This window comes from Flavobacterium sp. ABG (assembly GCF_001027725.1).
GTDB lineage: Bacteria > Bacteroidota > Bacteroidia > Flavobacteriales > Flavobacteriaceae > Flavobacterium > Flavobacterium cupriresistens.
The window spans coordinates 380,737-401,817 of the sequence record NZ_LEKS01000002.1 but is presented as its reverse complement, the minus strand read 5'-3'; the positions used below and the strand labels follow the sequence as shown (position 1 = coordinate 401,817).

The window sequence follows — 21,081 nt, the reverse complement described above, 5'->3', positions numbered from 1 at the left end:
AATATAATTTTTATTGATATAAAATTTAAAGAACTTACAATAAATTTGTAGTAAATTAGTGTAAAAATAAGGATTATGAAAACAAATATTTTAGGATTACCTGTAAAAGAGTCGGAATTATTAGTAAAAGAATTAAATGTGTTGTTAGCCAATTTTCAGGTGTATTATCAAAATTTACGCGGAATTCATTGGAATATTCGTGGGAAACGTTTTTTTGATTTGCATGTGAAATTTGAAGAATTGTATACAGATGCTCAATTAAAAATAGATATGATTGCAGAAAGAGTTTTGACAATAGGAGGGACTCCTTTGCATACTTTTGAAGATTATATCAAAAACAACAAATTAACAGTTGGAAAAAACATCTCGAATGATGAAAAGGCAGTTCATTTGATTGTACATTCGTTATCAGATTTATTAAAAATTGAAAGAGAAATCCTTAGTCAGTCGGGTGAAATCAATGACGAAGGGACCAATTCTATGATGAGTGATTTCATTGCAGAGCAAGAAAAAACAATCTGGATGATGAATGCCTGGTTGGAAGAATCATTATAAATAGTTAATTATAAATGGATTAAAATCAGAATGACGGATTGCTGTCATTCTGATTTTTTAATAATGTTAAATTTCTATAAAATTTTTGCCTTCTCGCTTTGATTTTATTCGTTTAACGCTATTTTTGCCACAATGAAATTAATCGCTCGCATATTGCTATTTCTATTTATTGCTTTTTTGGCAACACCAACAATTGTTTGTGTGCTAAAGAAAGGTAGCGATACGTGCGTAACTTTCAGTTGCTCTGAAGAAGAGCAATCACACAAAGAACTTAAAGCAGCTGTTTACGCGGCTATATTTCAGCATGAATTGGTTATGCCGGTTTTTAATGAATCAAAAAATATAGTATCCGGTAATATTGTCGAATTAGATAATATTTCTCCGAGTATATTTGCGCCACCACCCAACTTGGCATAATACTTCCGATTATTTTAAACGAACTGTATTTATAGATAAATGCAGTTGCTCTTTAATGTATCAATTCTTAGTATTGTATTATGACAAAAAAAATCAATCTTTTTGCCAATCTTAAATCTGATTTTGCGTCAGGTTTAGTGGTCTTTTTAGTGGCTCTTCCATTGTGTTTAGGTATCGCAATGGCATCTGGAGCTCCTTTGTTTTCCGGAATTATCTCGGGTGTTATCGGTGGTATCGTGGTTGGTTATTTAAGCCAATCTCATATTAGTGTTTCGGGACCGGCAGCTGGTTTAACAGCTATTATTTTAACAGCTATTACCGATTTTGGCGCTTTCGATGTGTTTTTACTGTCTGTTTTTATTGCCGGATTAATTCAATTGGCATTAGGATTTTTAAAAGCCGGAAGTATTTCAAATTATTTTCCAACAAATGTTATCGAAGGAATGTTAGCCGGTATCGGAATCATTATCATCTTAAAACAAGTGCCACACGCTTTTGGTTACGATGCTGATTTCGAAGGAGACCAGGCTTTTATTCAAAACGACGGGAGCAATACCTTCTCGTTTTTATTCGATATATTAAATCATATTCAGTTAGGAGCGGTAGTGGTTTCTTTGGTTTCTCTGGTGATCTTAATTTCATGGGATAAGATTTCGTTTTTAAAGAACCTTAAATTGATTCCGGGGGCACTTGTTGCTGTTGTTGCGGGAGTTGTCTTAAACGAAATTTTTGTTTCTTCAGGAAGTTCATTAGCCATTACAAAAGAACACTTGGTTTCTTTACCGGTTCCAAAGTCTTTTGATGAATTCAAATCTATTTTAATTTTGCCAAACTTTGCTGCGGTATCGAATCCTCAGGTTTGGGTTGTGGCGTTAACAATTGCTATTGTAGCGTCTATTGAAACATTGTTATGTATTGAAGCCGCTGACCGAATGGATGTTCAGAAGCGTTATACCAATACCAATGTAGAGCTTAGAGCACAGGGAATTGGTAATATATTAAGTTCACTTTTAGGTGGTTTGCCAATGACATCAGTTGTGGTGAGATCTTCTGCAAATAATAACGCAGGAGCAAAATCTAAAATGTCAGCCATCATTCATGGTGTGCTTTTGTTACTTAGTGTTTTGTCTATTCCAACAATTTTAAATAAAATTCCGTTAGCGACTTTAGCAACCGTTTTGATTTTGGTTGGATATAAATTAGCGAAACCGGCAACATTTAAACATTTCTGGGAAAAAGGTAAATACCAGTTTGTTCCTTTTATTGCGACATTAGTGTTTGTCGTAGCAACAGATTTACTTAAAGGAGTTGCTCTGGGAATTGTAATCAGTATTATTTTTGTATTGAGAGGAAATTTAAAAAGAGCTTACAGTTTCAAAAAAGAAGAATACGAAGACGGAGATGTTATTCATATAGATTTGGCTCAGGAGGTTTCCTTCTTAAATAAGGCAGCAATCAAATCAACATTGAATGAAATTCCTGAAAATTCTAAAGTAATTATTAATGCACACGATACAGAGTATATTGCACATGACGTTTTAGATTTAATTCGCGAATTTAAAGGGACACGTGCTGTTGATCAAAATATCAAAGTAAAACTTAAAGGCTTTAAAGAAGCTTACGAGTTAGAAAATTCACCGGATATCAATAATCATGTATCTATCGAACATTATTATGATGTTGCTAAGAGAACCATGGTGAAAAAAGAGGTTGCAAACGAAGATTCTAAAAAATAAAAATAAATTAATTGAGGTATTTCTGAAATGAAAGAAGTATCGAAATTAAGCTGCCGTCCGGTAAAATTATTTTTGATACCTTTAATCAAGTTAGAAATACTAACTAAAAACGAAACAAAAAATGAAAGATTTTTATAAGCAAATATTAGAAAACAATAAAGAGTGGGTTGAGAAATCATTAGCATTAGACCCTAATTTTTTTGCAGATTTAGCCAAAGGACAAACTCCGCCATTATTATGGATCGGATGTTCTGATAGCCGTGTTCCTGCTAATGAAATTATCGGTGCTAAACCGGGAGAAGTTTTTGTACACAGAAACATTGCCAATATGGTCGTTCACTCTGATATGAATATGTTGAGCGTTCTGGATTATGCGGTAAACGTGCTAAAAGTGAAACACGTTATTGTTTGCGGACATTACGGTTGTGGTGGTGTAAAAGCGGCTATGGGGAATCAATCTGTTGGAATTATCGACAACTGGATTCGTCATATTAAAGACGAATACCGTTTACATGACAAATATTTAAATTCGATTGTAGATGAAACAGAGCGTTTTAATGCTTTTGTAGAAATCAATGCTAAAGAGCAGGTTTACAACTTAGCTAAAACGTCAATCGTTCAAGGAGCCTGGAAAAATGGTCAGGACCTAACACTTCACGGATGGGTTTACGGTTTAAATTCCGGTTTCGTAACGGATTTGAATGTAAATATTAGTTCGAATGAAGAATTAGATGATGTTTATCAGTTAAACAATCTTTAAGAAATAGAAAATCGCCTCAAAAGGGCGATTTTTTTTATTCATTCTCGTCTAAATTCTCATTAAAAGCCGAAGGCAATAAAGTTGGAATAAACTTGATTAAAATCGGTAGTAACAAACTTCCTCCCGGAAGTAAAAAGATGGTTAATGATGGAATCGTTTTACAAATATCCAGCAGTTGTTTTTTTACCTTTTTCTTTTCTTTGGCATCCAGATCTCTTGTTGTAGAATACGCCAACAGAATCATTAATTCTTTGCTTTGAACGATTTCCTTAACCAATCTGTTTTTGTTCCTTACAATCAGTTTTACAACAGTATGTGTCATCTGATCGTAAAAATGTTTTACAGGATTAGAGTAATTAAAGTATGGGATTTTCTTTTTATGAGTCGTAATAAAGGTGTTGGTTGTCGTGATGCTTGTCGTTACAAATGCATCAGCAACACCCATCATTGATCCTAAGGAATGTAGAAAATAAGCTTCTTCGTTTTCTACGACACCATCGCTCCAAAGTGCCATTCCGGCCATGTCAATTAGATAGTACTGCTCCAGTTTGTTATTAAAATAATCCAATTGCAGCGTTTCTAACGTGTCTACTGTAACTTTTGAAAATTTGGAATAACGGATCGAAGCTTCAAACAATTTAATCAATAAATCGTCATGCTGTGATTTAACGGTTTTGGTTTTTAAGGCTAAAGCCACAATACCCAGAACGGTTTCTTCAATTCGCTTTAAATATTTTTCAGGAATTTCACCATGTGCTAAATACTGTCTGAAAGCCAATACATCAATAAACAATAACGCATTGGTTACCAGATGCGAAAAGTTTTTACTAATAATGCTGTCATTAGTCTGAACGCGCTGATCGATTATGTTTTCTAAGGCTAAAGAAGGGGTGTCTTTTGGAAGTAAAATTTTAAACAAACTAAATCCTTCGGGATTCATTTCTTTGTAGAATTTTAAAACTTCTGCTATAAAATTGTTAGGTTCAGAACTTCTCTTTTCTAAACAATACATATTGTATAAGGTGTTTAAAAGCGCAACTTTAGAAATTTCCGTTTTAAACCAGCCTTGTATCGCAACGGGAATTTGAGAATTAATAGAGATGATATGGCCATAAATAAAGCCCGTTTCTCTGACTTTATTATAGAACGAATCCACCGTCTCAAAAGGGATTGCTTCTGAGAACTTCTGTTCGCTAAAAAATTTATCTATCCAGCCTGATGCCGATGGGTTAATCATTAACTTTAGTTTGAGGCTACAAAGCTATATTTTTTTCTGATGTTAAGATTAATTTTAAATGAAATAACCACTAGATTTTGTTAAATCTAGTGGTTATTGTGTTTTTTACTTTATGATTCCGGAACAGGCGACTCTGGCTCCTGCATTTCCTGCTGGCTGAGAGGTGAAATCATCAACTCCCTGATGTACGATTAAGCCTTTTCCTAAGATGTTTTTGGTTTCATCTTCACAACCAATACACCATTCATCAGTAGTCATTGTAATCGTTCCGTTTCCTTTTTCATCTGCGGTGAAGTTTCCGATATCGCCTTTGTGATATTCACCAACACCCCATTTACCATGTTTCTTAAAAGTGGGGTTCCAGTGTCCTCCTGCAGAACTTCCGTCGGCAGCCGTACAATCTGATTTTTCATGAATGTGTATCGCATGCACTCCCGGTTTTAAACCCGACATTTTTGCAACAAAAGTTACTTTACCCTTTTTTTCTGTGAAAGTGGCAGTTCCGGTTACCGTACTGTTACTTTTTGGTTCCAATGCGATGGTCAGCGTTTTGGCATCATTTGATTTTGTACTTGTTTTACAACCAATGATTAAGGCTGTAATTATAGCGAAAGAGACAATTATTTTTTTCATTAAAGAGGCTTTTAAGTTTAATAGTAAGTAAAATTAACACAAAAGGACTGAATTAGGGGACTATAAAAGTTAAAAAAATCTAAAATTAAGGGTTGTAATTAAAGACAAGTTTTAAAGATATACCGAAAATATTGTTTAAATTCGTGTACACTTTAAAGAAAAATTCGCGAATACTGTTTTTGTAATTGGTTAACTTTTAATACTTAACGTTATGAAAAAATATATTTCTGTTTTAGTTCTTTTTGGACTTATGCTAAGTTCATGCAATGTTTTTAAATGTAAAAAAGGAGATATTGCTTCTAAATTAGAAGGAACCTGGGAACTCAATTATATATCCGGGCCCAAAATAACTTTTGAGGGTTTGTACCCCAATGGAAAACCAACAATCAATTTTGATTTAAAGGAAAAACGGGTTTCAGGAAGCAACAGCTGCAATAATTTTAACGGTAAATTGAGTATTGACGGAAACAAAATTGATTTTACGCAACCCATGGCCGTTACAAAAAAGATGTGTACGAATAATCAGGGGGAACAGACTTTTATGAGCGCCCTTCCTAAAATAACTTCGTTTGATATTACGGATGAAGGGAAAACACTGCACTTCATTTCGGGTGACATTGCTATGATGCGATTTACCAAAAAATAAAAAGCCTTTTTGTTTAAATACTATTAAATTCATTTTATGAAAACGAAATTATCATTTTTATTGGTGTTATTAACCTTTATAACGAGCAATGGTTTCGCTCAGGAAAAAACGAAAAAACAGTTAAAAGCAGAAAGGGAACTTCAAAAACAAAAAGAAACTGAAGCCCTGATTAATTCTAAAAATTTTGTTTTTGACGCAGAGAGAGCGAATCCGATGGGATATAGAACGATCATTTTAGATTTCAATACCTATACGATGAAGGTCAGTGAAGAAAAAGTAACCTGTGATTTGCCTTATTTCGGACGTGGCTATAATGTGGCCTATGGCTCATCAGACGGGGGAATGAAATTTGAAGGAAAACCTGAAAATATTACAATTGAGAATAAGAAAAAAGGATACAACATCAAAATGACGGTAAAAGGGGAACGTGATGTTTATGTTCTTTTGTTTTCTGTGTTTTATGATGGAGGAGCAAGTGTGTCTATTAACAGCAATAACAGAGGCGTGATTTCGTATGACGGAAAGATCAGGGCTCCCAAAACAGAAGAGAATAAAAAATAGAGTTTTAGTTTGATTATTATGCCTTGAATCTATTCGTTTATGCCAAGAAAAGTTTTTCCTATTTTGTCTAAAAGACATCGTTTTGTAGTAGTACTATCTTTAATTTCATTTTCAATTTACAGTCAGGATTTAGAACCCAGAGTTTACGCCAACGTGGCCAAAGATCTTAATGTGGTTGCCGTTGGTTATGGTTTTATGGACGGAAACGTATTAACAGATCCATCGTTGCCTGTTAAGGATTTTACCATTCAGAGTCATAATTTGGTCGGAAGTTATATCAGAACTTTTGGACTTGCGAACAAACTGGCGCGTGTACAGGTCTCCCTTCCGTATACTTTTATGGACGGATCGCTGACGGCTACCAATGGTGCAGTTTTGACCGGAACCAGATCAGGCTTAGCAGACATGAAAGTACGATTGGGAATCAATTTATTGGGTTCTCCGGCACTCGATAAAAAAGATTTCAAAGATTTTGAGCAAAAAACCATTTTGGGAGTCAGTTTAGTAACTTCGATTCCAACCGGGAAATATTACGATGATAAAAAGATTAATATAGGAACAAATCGTTGGGCTTTTAAGCCAGAAATTGGAGTTTCCAGACGGTTTTCTCATTTCTATGCAGAAGCTTATGGTGGAATTTGGTTTTATACCAATAACAATGATTTTTTGGGTAAAAAATTAGAACAAAAGCATACGTACAGCCTGCAGGGGCACGCAAGTTATTACTTTAAAAATAATATGTGGATTGGCTTTAACACCAACTGGTTTTTTGGAGGAAAAACAATCACAGACGGAGTTTCAGATGATAGCGAAATTGACAATTGGAGAGTAGGAGGGACTTTTGCCGCACCCGTTGCAAAAGGCCAGTCCGTAAAATTGCAATATCATGTCGGCGCCTATACCAATAATGGATTAAATTATTATGCCTTAACGCTTTCCTATCAATATTCCTTTTTTTAAGCACTATTAAATTTTATAATATCAAAAATTAAAATTTACAATTCACAATTGACATTTCACCATTAAACATTTAAATTATGAAAAAATTAATTCTTGTTTTCGTTATGTGTGTTTCGGCCTCTTGGGGTTATTCTCAATCTTCGTTTAAAGAAGATGTTGAGGTTTTGCAAAGTATTTACGGTAAATCTAAAGCTGATTTGGTAAAGCAATACATGAATTTATCTGATGCACAAAATGTTGCTTTTACTAAAATTTATGATAAATACGAGGAGCAGCGAAATGCGCTTGGTCAGGCGAAATTTAAATTAATAAATGATTATGCTGCAAATTACGAAACGCTTACAGATGAAAAAGCGGATGAATTAGCCAAAGGAACTTTGAAAAATCATATGAACTATGAGAAGTTGTATTGTAAAACGTACGGGCAAGCTAAAAAAGCCGTTGGAGCAATTAATGCGGCAAAATTTATTCAGTTAGAAGTCTATTTGCAAACGATTATTAAAGCCGAGATTTTGGAGGCAATTCCTTTTATTGGGGAATTAGATAAGAGCAAAATTAAGTAATAATATATCGAGTGTATTTTGTTTAACGCTTAAAAGTATAGTCCGCATGGATGGTAGAAACGGTTTTACTTAAAAAGAAGCAACATATGAACTATGTGGAAAAATTATGGTTTTCTGGAAACGTTTTAAAGATTTAATTCCAAATCTATGTCTCTATGTGTTAAGTAGTATTTATGCAGGTTAACGCTTGGCTACAAATAAAAAGGGGTGTTATTTTGAAAATAACGCCCCTTTTTTTGCCTTACAACTATTTTTATTTAGCAGTTTTAACTTCATAAATGGTATTAACCAATCCATCACGAGGAGTGTCTAAAGGAAGTTCCCAGAACATAACTCCACCTAATTTTTTAGCTTTTGCGTATTCCGCTTTAGCTTTTATGGAAGTAACATTGTCTCCGGTTGCAAATGTTTTTTCTTTTTCGTTGTACCAATAAGCCGCTTTTGCTTTGTCATCCCAAAAGTATTTCCATCCGTTAGCTTCTGTATAAGTTGTAGCATAATTTTTGAAAGAAACTCCTTGAATATGCACACCCGGTTGATATAGACCATTGTTTACATTTGCAACCTCTTTCCATGTTCTCGTATAAAAAGCACCACCAATCACTAGTTTTTCTGCCGGAATGCCTAGTTTTAGTAGATACTCAACCGCTCGGTCTGTAGATTCCTCTTTCGGGTTAGTGCTGTATAAAGGCGTATGATGACCCGTAACAGTTGCATATCCGTTTACCAAATCGTAACTCATGATGTTTACACGATTTACCAATGGCATCACTTTTTTCCATTCAACAGATTCGTCCAGGTATTTTTGGAAGCCCCCTGCAGCAAAACTCAAATCGTATTTTTTACCTAAAGTACTGCGTAAAATTTTGATTAGTTCTGTAAAATTAGTTTTGTCAGCGGGTTGGTATAAATGACCCGGAAGTCCTTCTATGGCTGGATATTCCCAATCTAAATCTAAACCGTCTACTTTGAAATAATCACTGAGTTCTTTTACAGATTTAGCAAAAAGTAGTCTTCCTTCTGCAGTTGAAAATGCTGCTGAACAAGGCTCGCAACCAGACCAGCCACCAAGAGATAAAAGCACTTTTAGTTGTGGATTGGAAGCTTTTAAGGAAACCAAATGTTTGATTGTGACAGAATCTTTTGGAGTGTCAACGCTTAATTTTCCTTCTTTTAAATGGCAAAAACTAAAAATAATTTGATTTAGCTTGCTTATTTCATATTCGTTGATTAATTTGTCATCGCCTGTATAATAAGCGATGATGTCCATCTTTTTATTTTTTTGAGCAAAAGTAGATATCGTACAGCTACACAATAAAAAGAAAGCAATTAGATTGAGTTGTTTCATTTTTTGTTTTTTGAAGTTTTTAGAATGTTAAATATAGAACATTTAGGTTAAATTTTATTTTCCTCCTTATTTTTTAGCTTCGTTTAAAACATTGATTTTCCACTGTTTGTTTTTTTGTGGATTACAGTTTCTTTTTAAGTAAATTTACTATAGTTAGATTTTCTTCTTGCAATCATTTGTAAATCAATGGTTAGTGTTGCTTTTTGTTTGGGCTTTTACCTAGTAATTAATCGGTTTTTAAATATTTTCAATTATGAATAAATTAAATACTTCAGTTGTGTTTAAAACAAATTTCAGCAAATCTGTTGCATTTCCAAGTTTGACAATAATTATCGCAATTTCTCTATGCTGTGGTTTTTTCTCCACTGAAACGGAAGAGGTCTTCAATTTTATAAAAGAGTTGGTTTTTAAAAATCTGAGCTGGTTGTATGTGTTATTAGTGACCGTTTTTGTGTTGTTTCTAATAGGATTGGCTACCAGTAAATTGGGAAAAATTAAACTGGGTCATGACGATTCGGTACCGGATTATTCTTTTTTCTCCTGGGTAGCAATGCTCTTTGCAGCCGGAATGGGAATTGGATTAATGTATTTTGGTGTTAGTGAAACCATGTCGCATTATGCAACTCCCGCTAATGCTAATTTAGCCGTTGATCTTCGGGCCAAAGAAGCACAATTGTACACTTTCTTTCACTGGGGTTTTCATGCCTGGTCTATTTATGGCGTTGTAGGATTGTCGTTAGCCTATTTTACGTACAGACATAATTTACCACTTGCGATTAGAAGTGGTTTTTATCCGATGCTTAAGGATAAGATACATGGAAGATTTGGTGACATAATTGACGTTTTTGGTTTGTGCAGTACTTTTTTCGGCATCACAACCACCTTAGGTTTTGGAGTTGTACAGTTATGTGCCGGATTGGTAAGTCTTAAAATTATTCCGGATACGGATTTTAAATATCAAGTTGCTATTGTTTTAGTTGTAATGGTAATCGCAGTTTTTTCGGCAATCTCTGGCTTAGGAAAAGGGGTGAAGAAATTAAGTGAAATGAATATTCTGCTGGCTGTACTGTTGATGTTGTTTATATTGGTATTTGGACCAACAATTTATATTTTAAGCACTTTTACAGAAGGGTTGGGGTATTACATCAGTCATTTTATATCGCTTACTTTTAATACTTATGCCTATGAAAAAGGCAGTCAGGAGTGGTTTTCTAAATGGACGATTTTATACTGGGCTTGGTGGATTTCTTGGGCGCCTTACGTAGGATTGTTTATTGCGAAAATTTCTAAAGGAAGAACAATCAGAGAGTTTATTTTGGCCGTTTTGTTTATTCCTGCTTTTTTTAATTTTTTGTGGATGACTGTTTTTGGAAGCAGTGCCGTATGGATAGACGAACATGTAGCACATGGCGCTTTAAGTCAATTAGCCAATAACCCCGATACTTTATTGTTTAACTTTTTTAGTTATTTCCCTTTTACGACGCTTTTGAATGTTTTGTCGATACTAATTATCTGTGTGTTTTTTATCACTTCTGCAGATTCGGGTATTTTTATAATGAATGGTATTGCTTCAAAAGGGGCTATTAACTCGCCTAAATGGCAAAGTGTTTTTTGGGGAGTTCTATTATCGCTTTTGTCTTTAAGTTTGTTAAGAACAGGCGGATTGGCCTCATTGCAGACAATGACCCTTATATCGGCCTTGCCGTTTGGAATTATAATGATTTTGTTATGTTATAACTTATGGAAAGCACTTGTAGCGGATAATGAATACAGTATTAAAAAATATTCCCACGGAAGTTTAAATTGGAACAACAGTAACTGGAAAGAGCATCTCGAAAAAATCCTGACGTTTTCTGAAAAGAAAGATGTGCACAGATTTATTGACACAACTGTGAAAAAAGCATTTATAGAATTAAAAGCAGAGTTAGCCAACAATAATGTCGATGCGAATATCAATTCATTTTCATCGCCTCAACACGCGATTGAATTGGAAATCAAATTTGATCAGTTGCGGAATTTTAAATACGGTGTAATGGCTCAGGCACTCACTATTTCGGAAACTTTAATAAACGAAAAAAACAGCCCCGACAGTGATTCAGAAATTACATTTCATCCGATTACTTATTTTGGAGATCACAGGATGGGATATGATGTTCAATATTTAAGTAAAGATGGCATCATTTCAGATGTTTTAAGGGAATACGAGCGGTTTTTAAATCTAAGTTCTGATCGGGATAATGATTTGATTATGAAACCAACCAATTAATAAAAATAAAGGATCAAGTTTAATAGTTGGAGAGCAGTAAAAATGAAACTCAAATAGTATTGAGTTTAATAAGAAAAAGAGAAACCCGTTTTTATCAGCGTTTGTGCTATTGGAAATCCGTATAATCCGCGTCCAATTCTGCATAATCTTTGCACACGGATTGAACAGATTCGTTATCACGAAGACGCGGATTTAAACGGATTTAAAATTCTTTGTATTAAAATTTACACAGGTACTTAGCTATGTTTTTGTTGGGAATTTCACCAATTGGCACCAATTTTTTTTTGCCACAGATTAAAAAGATTTACACAGATTATTTAATCATTGTAAATCTTTTTAATCTGTGGCTTTTTTTTTTTGCTCATAAGCCTGTGAAGCTAGAGGCTCCTTGGGAAAGTACTAAACGTCTTTTATAAGGAATCTTTAGCAAAGAAATAATTCGAGTAAATTGGTGTAATTCGTGGCAAAAGATCAAAAAAAATAAACCCGCACTGTTTCGGACAAGTGCGGGTTTAAACAAATTAAAAGCTAAAAACTATTTTTATATTAGAAGCAGTAATCGTTCTCTGCAACTAATTTAGAAGTAATAACCTCTCTCAAAGCTACTACATTTGGATTGTTTGTATATTTTGTGAAACGTTTAAGTCCCATTAACATCATACGTTGTTCGTCACCTTCAGCAAAAGAAATGATTCCTTCTTTTCCGTTTAAGTTTACGATGTCTACTGCTTTGTACAAGTATAATTTTGCCATTGCAATTTGCTCTTGAACTTTAGCTTCACCTTCTTTTTTGGCTAATTTTTCAGTTCTTAGAATAGTACTTTCAGCCATGTAAACTTCGATTAAGATATTAGAAGCTGCCATCAATAATTGTTGGTGTGAATCTAAATCCGGACCGTATTTTTGAACAGCACTTCCGGCAACCATTAAGAAAACTTTTTTCAGGTTGGCGATGATTAATTTTTCTTCAGCAAATAATTCAGAAAAATCAGGAGTATCAAAAGATGGGATTCCCATTAATTCTTCAGAAACTTTCATAGCCGGTCCTAATAAATCAACATGACCTTTCATAGCCTTTTTGATCAACATACCAACAGAAAGCATTCTGTTAATTTCATTTGTTCCTTCATAGATTCTAGCAATACGGGCATCTCTCCAGGCACTTTCCATCGGAGTGTCTTCAGAGAATCCCATTCCACCAAAAATCTGAATTCCTTCGTCAGCACAAGCTTGTACGTCTTCAGAAACTGCTACTTTCAGGATTGAGCATTCGATAGCATATTCTTCAACACCTTTTAATTCAGCTTCCTGGTGAGAAGTTCCTTCCGCTTCACGGGCAGCAATTCTGTCTTCGATATCTTTTGCAGCTCTGTAAGAAGCACTTTCACCTGCATAAGCGTTAGTAGCCATTTCAGCTAATTTAGCACGAATTGCTCCAAAGCTTGAAATTGCAGTATTAAACTGAATTCTTTCGTTTGAATATTTTACAGCATTTGCCGTAACTCTACGTTGTGCATCTAAACAAGCAGCAGCCAATTTAATACGACCAACATTCAAAGCATTCATTGCAATTTTGAAACCATTTCCTCTTTCAGATAACATGTTTTCAACAGGAACTTTTGTGTCGTTGAAGAAAACCTGACGTGTAGAAGAAGCACGGATTCCTAATTTATGCTCTTCTTCATTCATTGAAATTCCGTTAGCCGGATCATTTTCAACGATGAAACCTGTAATATTTTTATCATCTCCAATACGAGCAAAAACAATAAATACGCTGCAGAAACCTGCATTCGAAATCCACATTTTTTGTCCTGTAATCGAGTAGTATTTTCCGTCTTCAGATAAAACAGCTTTTGTTTTTCCTGAGTTAGCATCAGATCCTGCACCCGGCTCAGTTAAACAATAAGCTCCAAACCATTCTCCAGAGGCTAATTTAGGAACGTATTTTTTCTTTTGTTCTTCAGTTCCATAAAGCGTAATTGGCATAGTTCCAATTCCTGTATGAGCTCCAAATGCAGTTGAGAAAGAACCTGTAGCTCCCGAAATGTAGTCACAAACTAACATAGTAGAAACAAATCCCATTCCTAATCCACCGTATTCTTCCGGAACTGCAACTCCAAGAAGTCCAAGTTCACCCGCTTTACGCATAGAAGATTCAGTGTATGCATAATCTTTCTTTTCGAAACGATCTTTATGTGCCCATAATTCTTTGTCTACGAACTCTTTTACAGAGTCACGCATCATTAACTGCTCTTCCGAGAAATCTTCCGGTGTGAAGACATCCTCGCATTTTGTTTCTTTAACTAAAAACTGACCACCACGGGTTACGTTTTTTTCGATAGTATCTGCCATTGCTTATGTTTTTTTGTATGTTTTTTGTTTCTGATTATTCTCAATATTGTCATTCCGACGAAGGAGGAATCTCCGCGACAATTATCCGTACCGATTATCAATCTTTATGGAGTTACTTACGAAGATTCTTCGTTCCTCAGAATGACAAACTTTGCGAATACTATCTTATAAAACCTCGTAAATCCCCGCAGAACCTTGTCCAGTTCCTACACACATCGAAACGATTCCGTATTTGTTACCTCTGCGTTTCATTTCGTCAAATAACTGAACAGAAAGTTTCGCACCGGTACAACCCAGTGGGTGTCCTAATGAAATTGCTCCACCGTTTACGTTTATGATCTCCGGATTAATATTTAATTCACGAGTAACTGCTAAAGCTTGAGAAGCAAATGCTTCGTTTAATTCAATTAATTCGATATCGTTCAAAGTCAATCCAGCTTGTTTTAATGCTTTTGGAATTGCTTTTACCGGACCAATACCCATAATTCTAGGCTCAACACCTGAAGAAGCGAAGTTTACTAATCTGGCGATTGGCTCAAGATTTAATTCTTTCACCATATCCTCACTCATGATTAAAACAAAAGCAGCTCCGTCACTCATTTGAGAAGAGTTACCTGCGGTTACACTTCCGTCAGCAGCAAAAACAGGTCTTAGTCCTGATAATGCAGCAACAGATGTTCCGGCTCTTGGACCTTCGTCTTGTTTTACTACGTATGATTTCGTTTCTTTTTTACCATTTTCGTTAATGAAAGTCTGCTCAACAGTAATTGGAACGATTTGTTTGTCAAATTTTCCTTCTGCCTGTGCTTTCAAAGCTTTCATATGAGAATTGTAAGCAAACTCATCCTGATCTTCTCTTGAGATTTTATATTGGTTGGCAACCGCTTCAGCAGTTAAACCCATTCCCCAGTAATAATCTTCGTGACCTGCAGCCGCTACTTTATAATCCGGAGTTGGTTTGTAACCTCCCATTGGAATAAAACTCATGCTTTCTGCACCACCAGCAATAATACAATCAGCCATTCCTGATTGAATTTTAGCGGTAGCCATTCCGATAGTTTCTAATCCGGATGCGCAATAACGGTTTACAGTTACACCAGGAACATCTTCTACTTTTAATCCCATTAAAGAGATCAAACGTCCAACGTTTAGTCCTTGTTCTGCTTCCGGCATGGCATTTCCTACCATAACGTCATCGATACGTTTTTTGTCAAAATCAGGCAGTTCGTCCATCATAAACTGAATGGTTTCTGCAGCTAATTCATCAGGTCTTTTAAATCTAAAAACCCCTTTTGGTGCTTTTCCTACCGCAGTACGGTAAGCTTTAACGATATATGCTGTTTTCATTTGTTTTGTTTTTTAAGAGTATAGAAAATAGAGTATAGAGAATAGACTGTTGTCTGAAATCTATATTCTTTTCTCCTTGTTCTATTTTCTAATTACGAAGTGGTTTCCCTTTAGTTAACATATACTGAATTCTTTCCAATGTTTTTCTCTCTGTACAAAGAGATAAGAAAGCTTCACGTTCGATATCTAACAAATATTGTTCAGATACTAATGTTGCTTCAGATAAATCACCACCAGCCATAACGTAAGCCAGTTTGTTTGCGATTTTTTTATCGTGCTCAGAAATATATTTACCGGCTTCCATTTGATCTGTTCCAACTAAGAACATTCCAAGAGCTTGTTTTCCTAATACTTTCACATCAGTTCTTCTGATCGGTTGTGTATAACCCGCTTCTGCCATTAATAAGGCGTGTTTTTTAGCTTCAGCAATTTGACGGTCTTTGTTTACTACAATGATATCTTTACCGTGTTGTAAAAGTCCCGTGTCAAAAGCTTCATAACCTGAAGTTGAAACTTTAGCCATAGCGATCGTTAAGAAATATTCTTGAAGAACATTTAATTCCACATCGTTTTTACGGAATAAATCAGAAGCTCTTAAAGCCATTTCTTTAGATCCACCACCACCAGGAAGTACACCAACTCCGAATTCAACTAATCCCATGTAAGTTTCAGCAGCAGCTACGACTTTATCAGCATGTAAGCTCATTTCGCATCCACCTCCAAAAGTCATACCGTGAGGTGCCACAATTACGGGAATTGAAGAGTAACGTACACGCATCATTGTATCTTGGAATAATTTGATTGCCATGTTTAATTCGTCGTATTCTTGTTCAACCGCCATCATGAAAATCATACCGATATTAGCACCAACAGAGAAATTCGCTGCTTGGTTACCAATTACTAAACCTTGGTATTCTTTTTCAGATAAGTCGATTGCTTTATTGATAGCAGCAAGTACGTCACCACCAATGGTATTCATTTTAGATTGGAATTCTAAGTTCAAAATTCCATCTCCTAAATCTTGGATAATTGCACCACTGTTACTCCAAACTTTTTTGCTTTCGCGAATGTTGTTAAGAATAATGAATGAATCTTGTCCCGGAACTTTTACTTGAGATTTTGTTGGAATGTTGTAGAAATAAGTTGCTCCTTCTTTTACAGAGTAGAAACTTTCACTTCCTGAAGCTAACATTTCAGTAACCCATGCAGCAGGTGCTAAACCTTCTGCTTTCATGATTTCGATTCCGTTGGCAACACCAATGGCATCCCAAATTTCGAATGGACCATTTTCCCATCCAAAACCAGCTTTCATGGCGTCATCTATTTTATATAATTCGTCTGAGATTTCAGGAATTCTGTTTGACACATAAGCAAACATTCCGGCGAAACTCTTACGGTAGAATTCTCCTGCTTTGTCTTTTCCTTTTACCAGAACTTTAAAACGATTGATTGGTTTATCGATAGTTTTAGTTAATTCTAAAGTAGCGAAAGAAGCTTTTTTAGCCGGACGGTATTCTAATGTATCTAAGTCTAAAGAAAGAATGTCTCTGTCTACTTTTTTGTAGAAACCTTGTCCTGTTTTACTTCCCAACCAATTATTTTCCATCATTTTGTTGATGAAATCAGGAAGTTTGAACAATTCGTGTTGTTCGTCGTTCGGACAGTTTTCGTAAATACCGTTGGCAACGTGTACCAAAGTATCTAAACCAACAACGTCAACAGTACGGAAAGTAGCTGATTTTGGACGACCAATTACCGGGCCGGTCAATTTATCAACTTCTTCGATTGTTAATCCCATTTCTTTTACTAAATGGAATAAACTCTGAATTCCGAAAATACCAATTCTGTTTCCAATAAATGCCGGAGTATCTTTAGCAACAACCGAAGTTTTTCCTAAGAATTTAGATCCGTACTCATTTAAGAAATCCAATACTTCAGTTGAAGTTTTTGGGCCAGGAATGATTTCGAACAATTTTAAGTAACGCGCAGGGTTAAAAAAGTGTGTCCCACAGAAGTGTTGTTGAAAATCTTCACTTCTTCCTTCACTCATAAAGTGAATTGGAATACCGGAAGTATTAGAAGTAACTAAAGTTCCCGGTTTACGGAATTTTTCGATTTGTTCGAATACTAATTTCTTAATATCCAGACGCTCGACAACAACCTCAATAATCCAATCTACGTTGGCAATTTTTGCCATATCGTCTGTCGTATTTCCGGTCGTAATTCGGTTTGCGAATTTCTGACTGTAAATAGGAGAGGGTTTAGATTTTAAGGAGTTTGCTAAATGATCGTTTACCAATCGGTTACGAACTGCTTTGCTTTCAAGTGTTAATCCTTTTTTAGCTTCAGCTTCTGTCAACTCGCGCGGTACGATGTCAAGCAGTAAAACTTCAACACCAATATTAGCAAAATGGCAAGCTATTCCTGAACCCATAATTCCGGATCCGATTACAGCGACTTTTTTAATTGTGCGTTTCATACGTAGTTAATATTTTGTTTTTTTATTTGAATTTGAGTTTACTTATTTGAATTAAGATTACTCATTTTCTGGTTTTTCCGTTTGATTAAATATATTTTTATCCTGAATTAATTCATTGATGATTTCTGATACTTCGATAAAATGTTGCATCTTTTCGTCAGAAACATGTTTTCTTACCGTTTCATTAAACTTCAGAACGGTATTTTTAGATAAGTCCCTTTTTTCTTTTCCAAATTCGGTGAGATAAATTAAGACACCGCGACCGTCTGTTGGGTTTTTTTTGCGAACAATAAGACCTTTCTCTTCCATTGATTTAAGCGTCCTGGTTAAGCTGGTCGCTTCCATTCCCATTCTTGGTCCAAGAGCTGTTGAAGGCGTACCTTCTTCTTTGTCGATACTCAAAAGCGCAAACCCGGTGGCCATGGTGGCATCGTATTTAGCAGCTTCTTCGTTGTACATTCTTGATACGGCTTGCCATGTAGCTCTCAAAATATAATCTATTGTTTTGTCTTTCATATGTAACTATATCGATTTCAAATATAATCAAAAAATACTATGCATGCATATAATTTTAAGATAAATTTTTTGTTAATAAAAAAATGTCTCTGAATTAGAGTGGTTTAGGGTTGTTTTTTATTTGAAATATACTATTCTTTTTTTGAATTTTAATAAATTTAATTGGTTTGTAATTTGTTTTTGGCATTCAAAATAATAATGATTCTTTTATTTAAGGTAATTTTTATGAAATATTGAATTTGTATGGTGAAATGTTTTCGGTAAAATGAAAAATGTTTGTTTGTGAAATGCAAAATGTTTCGTACAAATGAACCATTTAGAGACATACCATGAACAGGCACACCACGAACAGGCACACCACGAACAGACGCACCACGAACAGACGCACGACGAACAGGCGCACCCCGTAGAGACGCACCCCGTAGAGACGCACAGCAGTGCGTCTCTACAACAATTGGAATTTGGAATTTAAAAATTTGGAATTTCATCTACTCGTATCTTTGCAACGCTTTCGCGAGTATTCTTTTCATACGGTCTCTTAGATTTTCGGGGCTAATGATTTCAATTCCGTCACCAAAGCCCAATAGTATACGTTCCATTTCATAATTTGGAGAAAGGAATAAATGTATAATAATACTTTTGTCCTCATTCTCTCTAATAAGCCGTTGTGTTTGGTGTAAAGGTTTTGTCAGTACATAAGGCGCATTTATGGCATCTATCCAGAGTTCAATTTTTCGGGGTCTTGAACCTGTATTTACGGTAACGCCGATTACATTTTTATAAAATAATTCGGCATCAAAATCTTCTTCGATATAAGGGAGATTAAAATCATAATCAATAGAAACGATTCTGTCCAATGCTAAATTAGTGATAGGAGCAGAGCCTTTTCGTTTTCCAATTAAAAACCATCTATTGTTAAATTCTTTCAATAAAAAAGGATGGAAATTGAAGGTGCTTTCTTCTGTAGATTTGAATGATTTATAGGTAAGGACCAAAACCGTTTTTTTAATAATGGCCTGATAAATTTCATCGAGATAATGGAGTCCTTTTAGTCCTTCATTTTTATCCAGATAAATTACAGGTTTTGTATGTGATTTTTCGGCGTAGATTTTATCTTCCAAACGTTGCAGTATATCCGATACATCGCTAAACAAAGAAAAGTCTTTAAATTGTTTCAGCATCGAAACGGTTTCGGTGAGCACATTGATATCAGTTTCCGTAAGCGGAATATCAGTTATAGAAAAGCTATCCTCTTCATACTTATAATATTTCTTTTCGTAAACAACGATTGGTGCGTTGTATCCCAGTTTTTCACTGCGCATCATCTGAATGTCGAGCTGCACGGTTCGTTTGCTTACCGGATTTTCTTTTCCTTCATATTCATACAGAGCATCAGAACAGGCATTCATTAGATCTTCTAAAGTCCAGGTTCTATAAGAATTTTGCAGGCATTTGTCTATCGTTTTGTATCTGATGAGAGCATTTTTGTTTTGAGCCATATATTATTTTGAATTTTTTAGTAGTAGCAAGCTGTGATGTGTTAGTACGACACATTTATACGACGAATCTTACGATCAAAAATAGAGATTAAATTTTACTACGCAAAATTGTTGCGCAATACAGATGAAAAAGAAATGTTGGCGTAATATTCGGGATGTTATGGATATTCCGTTTAGGTTAAACGCATTTCGACTTTTCTGGTCTTTAAAGTAAAAAAGATAACGATTAGTTAAATTGTTTGTTGTGTAGGAAAATAATGCTGAATTTTGATGTAATTAAAAGATTGTCAAATAGTTAAAATTATTATTATGGTAGTTGTACACGAAAAATTGCGCGTAAAGTTCTTAGAGCATCAAGTAATGAAAGATTTTCATGAAGATTGTGGTGCATTGTTTCCATGTAACTGGAGCAGGTATGTTTTCTCTCCTGATGAGCTTGATAGTATACTCACGAGATCGCTGAAGTTTTACAACGGTTCAAATCCTGATAAGAGGAAGCTAGCCTGGCTTACTTATATCGATTTGGTGGGGCATATGGTGTTGGCGCGTGAAATTGTAAACCGACGGGCTTTGTTAGGTTTTTGTATCCTTAATAATCTGCTGTTTGATTGGGAAGACGATTTGTGTTCCTTGGAGACAATGGATGAGCTAATCGATGAAATCAACGATATTGTACTCGATTTTTTTCCCGAAAAGTTCCAACATCAGGTATACAGTTCCTGGGTTAATTGTGCCTATTGCTATTTTATAAACAGAAGGTTTGAGATTAAGGAAAAAGTATGTAACAGTTCGGAGGAAATGTTTCATTTTTTCAGACTTTCGGATGGGGGAATAGCTGCTTATTTAATTGCACTTATTTCCGTTTATGACGACCGTGATTTGCTGCATATTGTGGCTCAGGAATACACACTGAATCTGCTCATGAAACCTTTTATGTATGTAAATGATGTTTTTTCTTTTAATAAGGAAATTACAGAAGAAGAATTGGCAAATCAGTTGATGATACTGCTTGCCGGTACGAACCTTTCTCTGGATCAGATTCTAAAAAAGATGTTAGTTGAAATTACCTACAATATTGACAGTCTGAAATTACTCTTTCCTGAATTTTACGGTGTTTTTATATTTTGGCTAAGAGGGAATCTGGAATGGTCTTATGTTTGCAGCAGGTATCATAAAAAAGAGTAGTAATAGGGCAAGTGAGTCGGC

19 protein-coding genes are annotated in these 21,081 nt (G+C 35.1%); 10 read left to right on the top strand and 9 right to left on the bottom strand.

What is annotated here, in order from left to right; translation table 11 throughout:
• Nucleotides 1–75 precede the first annotated feature (75 nt).
• The 4 genes from AB674_RS02965 to can all read left to right on the top strand — a co-directional run bounded on the left by AB674_RS02965 (nt 76) and on the right by can (nt 3,468).
• Nucleotides 76–555 (top strand): Dps family protein, encoded by a 480-nt coding sequence (locus AB674_RS02965; RefSeq protein WP_047773712.1) that lies wholly within the window; start codon nt 76–78, stop codon nt 553–555.
• Nucleotides 556–687: 132 nt separating this feature from the next.
• The gene (locus AB674_RS02960) at nt 688–972 is read left to right on the top strand and encodes a hypothetical protein (RefSeq protein WP_047773710.1); all 285 of its coding nucleotides are present in this window, start codon (nt 688–690) and stop codon (nt 970–972) included.
• A gap of 80 nt (nt 973–1,052) precedes the next feature.
• Nucleotides 1,053–2,708 carry a SulP family inorganic anion transporter gene (locus AB674_RS02955; protein WP_047773708.1) on the top strand — a complete coding sequence of 552 codons (1,656 nt, stop codon included), beginning with the start codon at nt 1,053–1,055 and terminating at the stop codon, nt 2,706–2,708.
• A 121-nt stretch (nt 2,709–2,829) separates the two neighbouring features.
• A complete protein-coding gene (gene can, locus AB674_RS02950) occupies nt 2,830–3,468 on the top strand; it encodes a carbonate dehydratase (RefSeq protein ID WP_047773706.1) in 639 nt (212 codons plus the stop codon).
• A gap of 34 nt (nt 3,469–3,502) precedes the next feature.
• Here the strand turns inward: can and AB674_RS02945 are convergent, their stop codons facing one another.
• Together AB674_RS02945 and AB674_RS02940 are read right to left on the bottom strand one after the other, a co-directional pair.
• Nucleotides 3,503–4,705 carry an LETM1-related biofilm-associated protein gene (locus AB674_RS02945; protein WP_047773704.1) on the bottom strand — a complete coding sequence of 401 codons (1,203 nt, stop codon included), beginning with the start codon at nt 4,703–4,705 and terminating at the stop codon, nt 3,503–3,505.
• 105 nt (nt 4,706–4,810) lie between these two features.
• Entirely contained in the window at nt 4,811–5,338 is a 528-nt protein-coding gene (locus AB674_RS02940; protein ID WP_047773702.1) for a superoxide dismutase family protein, read from the bottom strand.
• A gap of 211 nt (nt 5,339–5,549) precedes the next feature.
• Here AB674_RS02940 and AB674_RS02935 point away from each other — a divergent pair, with 211 nt between their 5' ends.
• The 4 genes from AB674_RS02935 (at nt 5,550) to AB674_RS02920 (ending at nt 8,068) form a co-directional block, all read left to right on the top strand.
• The gene (locus AB674_RS02935; RefSeq protein WP_047773699.1) at nt 5,550–5,984 is read left to right on the top strand and encodes an META domain-containing protein; all 435 of its coding nucleotides are present in this window, start codon (nt 5,550–5,552) and stop codon (nt 5,982–5,984) included.
• 36 nt (nt 5,985–6,020) lie between these two features.
• A complete protein-coding gene (locus AB674_RS02930; protein WP_047773697.1) occupies nt 6,021–6,545 on the top strand; it encodes a DUF4251 domain-containing protein in 525 nt (174 codons plus the stop codon).
• A 39-nt stretch (nt 6,546–6,584) separates the two neighbouring features.
• Nucleotides 6,585–7,505, top strand: a complete 921-nt coding sequence (locus AB674_RS02925) for a transporter (RefSeq protein ID WP_082210581.1) — start codon at nt 6,585–6,587, stop codon at nt 7,503–7,505.
• Between the two features lie 77 nt (nt 7,506–7,582).
• Nucleotides 7,583–8,068: a hypothetical protein gene (locus AB674_RS02920; RefSeq protein ID WP_047773695.1), complete on the top strand. Its 486-nt coding sequence runs from the start codon at nt 7,583–7,585 to the stop codon at nt 8,066–8,068.
• Nucleotides 8,069–8,321: 253 nt separating this feature from the next.
• On the opposite strand, the gene AB674_RS02915 is transcribed toward AB674_RS02920, so the two are convergent.
• Nucleotides 8,322–9,416: a glycoside hydrolase family 18 protein gene (locus AB674_RS02915; RefSeq protein ID WP_047773693.1), complete on the bottom strand. Its 1,095-nt coding sequence runs from the start codon at nt 9,414–9,416 to the stop codon at nt 8,322–8,324.
• Between the two features lie 253 nt (nt 9,417–9,669).
• Here AB674_RS02915 and AB674_RS02910 point away from each other — a divergent pair, with 253 nt between their 5' ends.
• The gene (locus AB674_RS02910; RefSeq protein WP_047773691.1) at nt 9,670–11,682 is read left to right on the top strand and encodes a BCCT family transporter; all 2,013 of its coding nucleotides are present in this window, start codon (nt 9,670–9,672) and stop codon (nt 11,680–11,682) included.
• 546 nt (nt 11,683–12,228) lie between these two features.
• Here AB674_RS02910 and AB674_RS02905 read toward each other — a convergent pair.
• The 6 genes from AB674_RS02905 to AB674_RS02880 form a co-directional block, all read right to left on the bottom strand.
• Nucleotides 12,229–14,034, bottom strand: coding sequence for an acyl-CoA dehydrogenase family protein (locus AB674_RS02905; RefSeq protein WP_047773689.1), 1,806 nt, complete (start codon nt 14,032–14,034; stop codon nt 12,229–12,231).
• Nucleotides 14,035–14,199: 165 nt separating this feature from the next.
• Nucleotides 14,200–15,381 carry a thiolase family protein gene (locus AB674_RS02900; protein ID WP_047773686.1) on the bottom strand — a complete coding sequence of 394 codons (1,182 nt, stop codon included), beginning with the start codon at nt 15,379–15,381 and terminating at the stop codon, nt 14,200–14,202.
• Between the two features lie 88 nt (nt 15,382–15,469).
• Nucleotides 15,470–17,860, bottom strand: coding sequence for a 3-hydroxyacyl-CoA dehydrogenase/enoyl-CoA hydratase family protein (locus AB674_RS02895; RefSeq protein WP_047773684.1), 2,391 nt, complete (start codon nt 17,858–17,860; stop codon nt 15,470–15,472).
• 57 nt (nt 17,861–17,917) lie between these two features.
• Nucleotides 17,918–18,376, bottom strand: coding sequence for a MarR family winged helix-turn-helix transcriptional regulator (locus AB674_RS02890; RefSeq protein WP_047773682.1), 459 nt, complete (start codon nt 18,374–18,376; stop codon nt 17,918–17,920).
• A gap of 158 nt (nt 18,377–18,534) precedes the next feature.
• Nucleotides 18,535–18,864: a hypothetical protein gene (locus AB674_RS02885; protein ID WP_047773681.1), complete on the bottom strand. Its 330-nt coding sequence runs from the start codon at nt 18,862–18,864 to the stop codon at nt 18,535–18,537.
• On the bottom strand, nt 18,865–19,875 hold the full coding sequence (locus AB674_RS02880) for a helix-turn-helix transcriptional regulator (RefSeq protein ID WP_047773679.1): 1,011 nt from the start codon (nt 19,873–19,875) through the stop codon (nt 18,865–18,867).
• Between the two features lie 309 nt (nt 19,876–20,184).
• On the opposite strand from AB674_RS02880, the gene AB674_RS02875 reads away from it, so the two are divergent.
• Entirely contained in the window at nt 20,185–21,060 is an 876-nt protein-coding gene (locus AB674_RS02875) for a hypothetical protein (protein WP_047773677.1), read from the top strand.
• The last annotated feature ends 21 nt before the right edge of the window (nt 21,061–21,081 follow it).

What these genes read in the sequence shown, in the direction of transcription:
- AB674_RS02965 (WP_047773712.1), top strand. Translation starts at nt 76, where the DNA reads ATGAAAACAAATATTTTAGGATTACCTGTAAAAGAGTCGGAATTATTA.
- AB674_RS02960 (WP_047773710.1), top strand. Translation starts at nt 688, where the DNA reads ATGAAATTAATCGCTCGCATATTGCTATTTCTATTTATTGCTTTTTTG.
- AB674_RS02955 (WP_047773708.1), top strand. Translation starts at nt 1,053, where the DNA reads ATGACAAAAAAAATCAATCTTTTTGCCAATCTTAAATCTGATTTTGCG.
- can (WP_047773706.1), top strand. Translation starts at nt 2,830, where the DNA reads ATGAAAGATTTTTATAAGCAAATATTAGAAAACAATAAAGAGTGGGTT.
- AB674_RS02945 (WP_047773704.1), bottom strand. Translation starts at nt 4,705, where the DNA reads ATGATTAACCCATCGGCATCAGGCTGGATAGATAAATTTTTTAGCGAA.
- AB674_RS02940 (WP_047773702.1), bottom strand. Translation starts at nt 5,338, where the DNA reads ATGAAAAAAATAATTGTCTCTTTCGCTATAATTACAGCCTTAATCATT.
- AB674_RS02935 (WP_047773699.1), top strand. Translation starts at nt 5,550, where the DNA reads ATGAAAAAATATATTTCTGTTTTAGTTCTTTTTGGACTTATGCTAAGT.
- AB674_RS02930 (WP_047773697.1), top strand. Translation starts at nt 6,021, where the DNA reads ATGAAAACGAAATTATCATTTTTATTGGTGTTATTAACCTTTATAACG.
- AB674_RS02925 (WP_082210581.1), top strand. Translation starts at nt 6,585, where the DNA reads ATGCCAAGAAAAGTTTTTCCTATTTTGTCTAAAAGACATCGTTTTGTA.
- AB674_RS02920 (WP_047773695.1), top strand. Translation starts at nt 7,583, where the DNA reads ATGAAAAAATTAATTCTTGTTTTCGTTATGTGTGTTTCGGCCTCTTGG.
- AB674_RS02915 (WP_047773693.1), bottom strand. Translation starts at nt 9,416, where the DNA reads ATGAAACAACTCAATCTAATTGCTTTCTTTTTATTGTGTAGCTGTACG.
- AB674_RS02910 (WP_047773691.1), top strand. Translation starts at nt 9,670, where the DNA reads ATGAATAAATTAAATACTTCAGTTGTGTTTAAAACAAATTTCAGCAAA.
- AB674_RS02905 (WP_047773689.1), bottom strand. Translation starts at nt 14,034, where the DNA reads ATGGCAGATACTATCGAAAAAAACGTAACCCGTGGTGGTCAGTTTTTA.
- AB674_RS02900 (WP_047773686.1), bottom strand. Translation starts at nt 15,381, where the DNA reads ATGAAAACAGCATATATCGTTAAAGCTTACCGTACTGCGGTAGGAAAA.
- AB674_RS02895 (WP_047773684.1), bottom strand. Translation starts at nt 17,860, where the DNA reads ATGAAACGCACAATTAAAAAAGTCGCTGTAATCGGATCCGGAATTATG.
- AB674_RS02890 (WP_047773682.1), bottom strand. Translation starts at nt 18,376, where the DNA reads ATGAAAGACAAAACAATAGATTATATTTTGAGAGCTACATGGCAAGCC.
- AB674_RS02885 (WP_047773681.1), bottom strand. Translation starts at nt 18,864, where the DNA reads ATGAAATTCCAAATTTTTAAATTCCAAATTCCAATTGTTGTAGAGACG.
- AB674_RS02880 (WP_047773679.1), bottom strand. Translation starts at nt 19,875, where the DNA reads ATGGCTCAAAACAAAAATGCTCTCATCAGATACAAAACGATAGACAAA.
- AB674_RS02875 (WP_047773677.1), top strand. Translation starts at nt 20,185, where the DNA reads ATGGTAGTTGTACACGAAAAATTGCGCGTAAAGTTCTTAGAGCATCAA.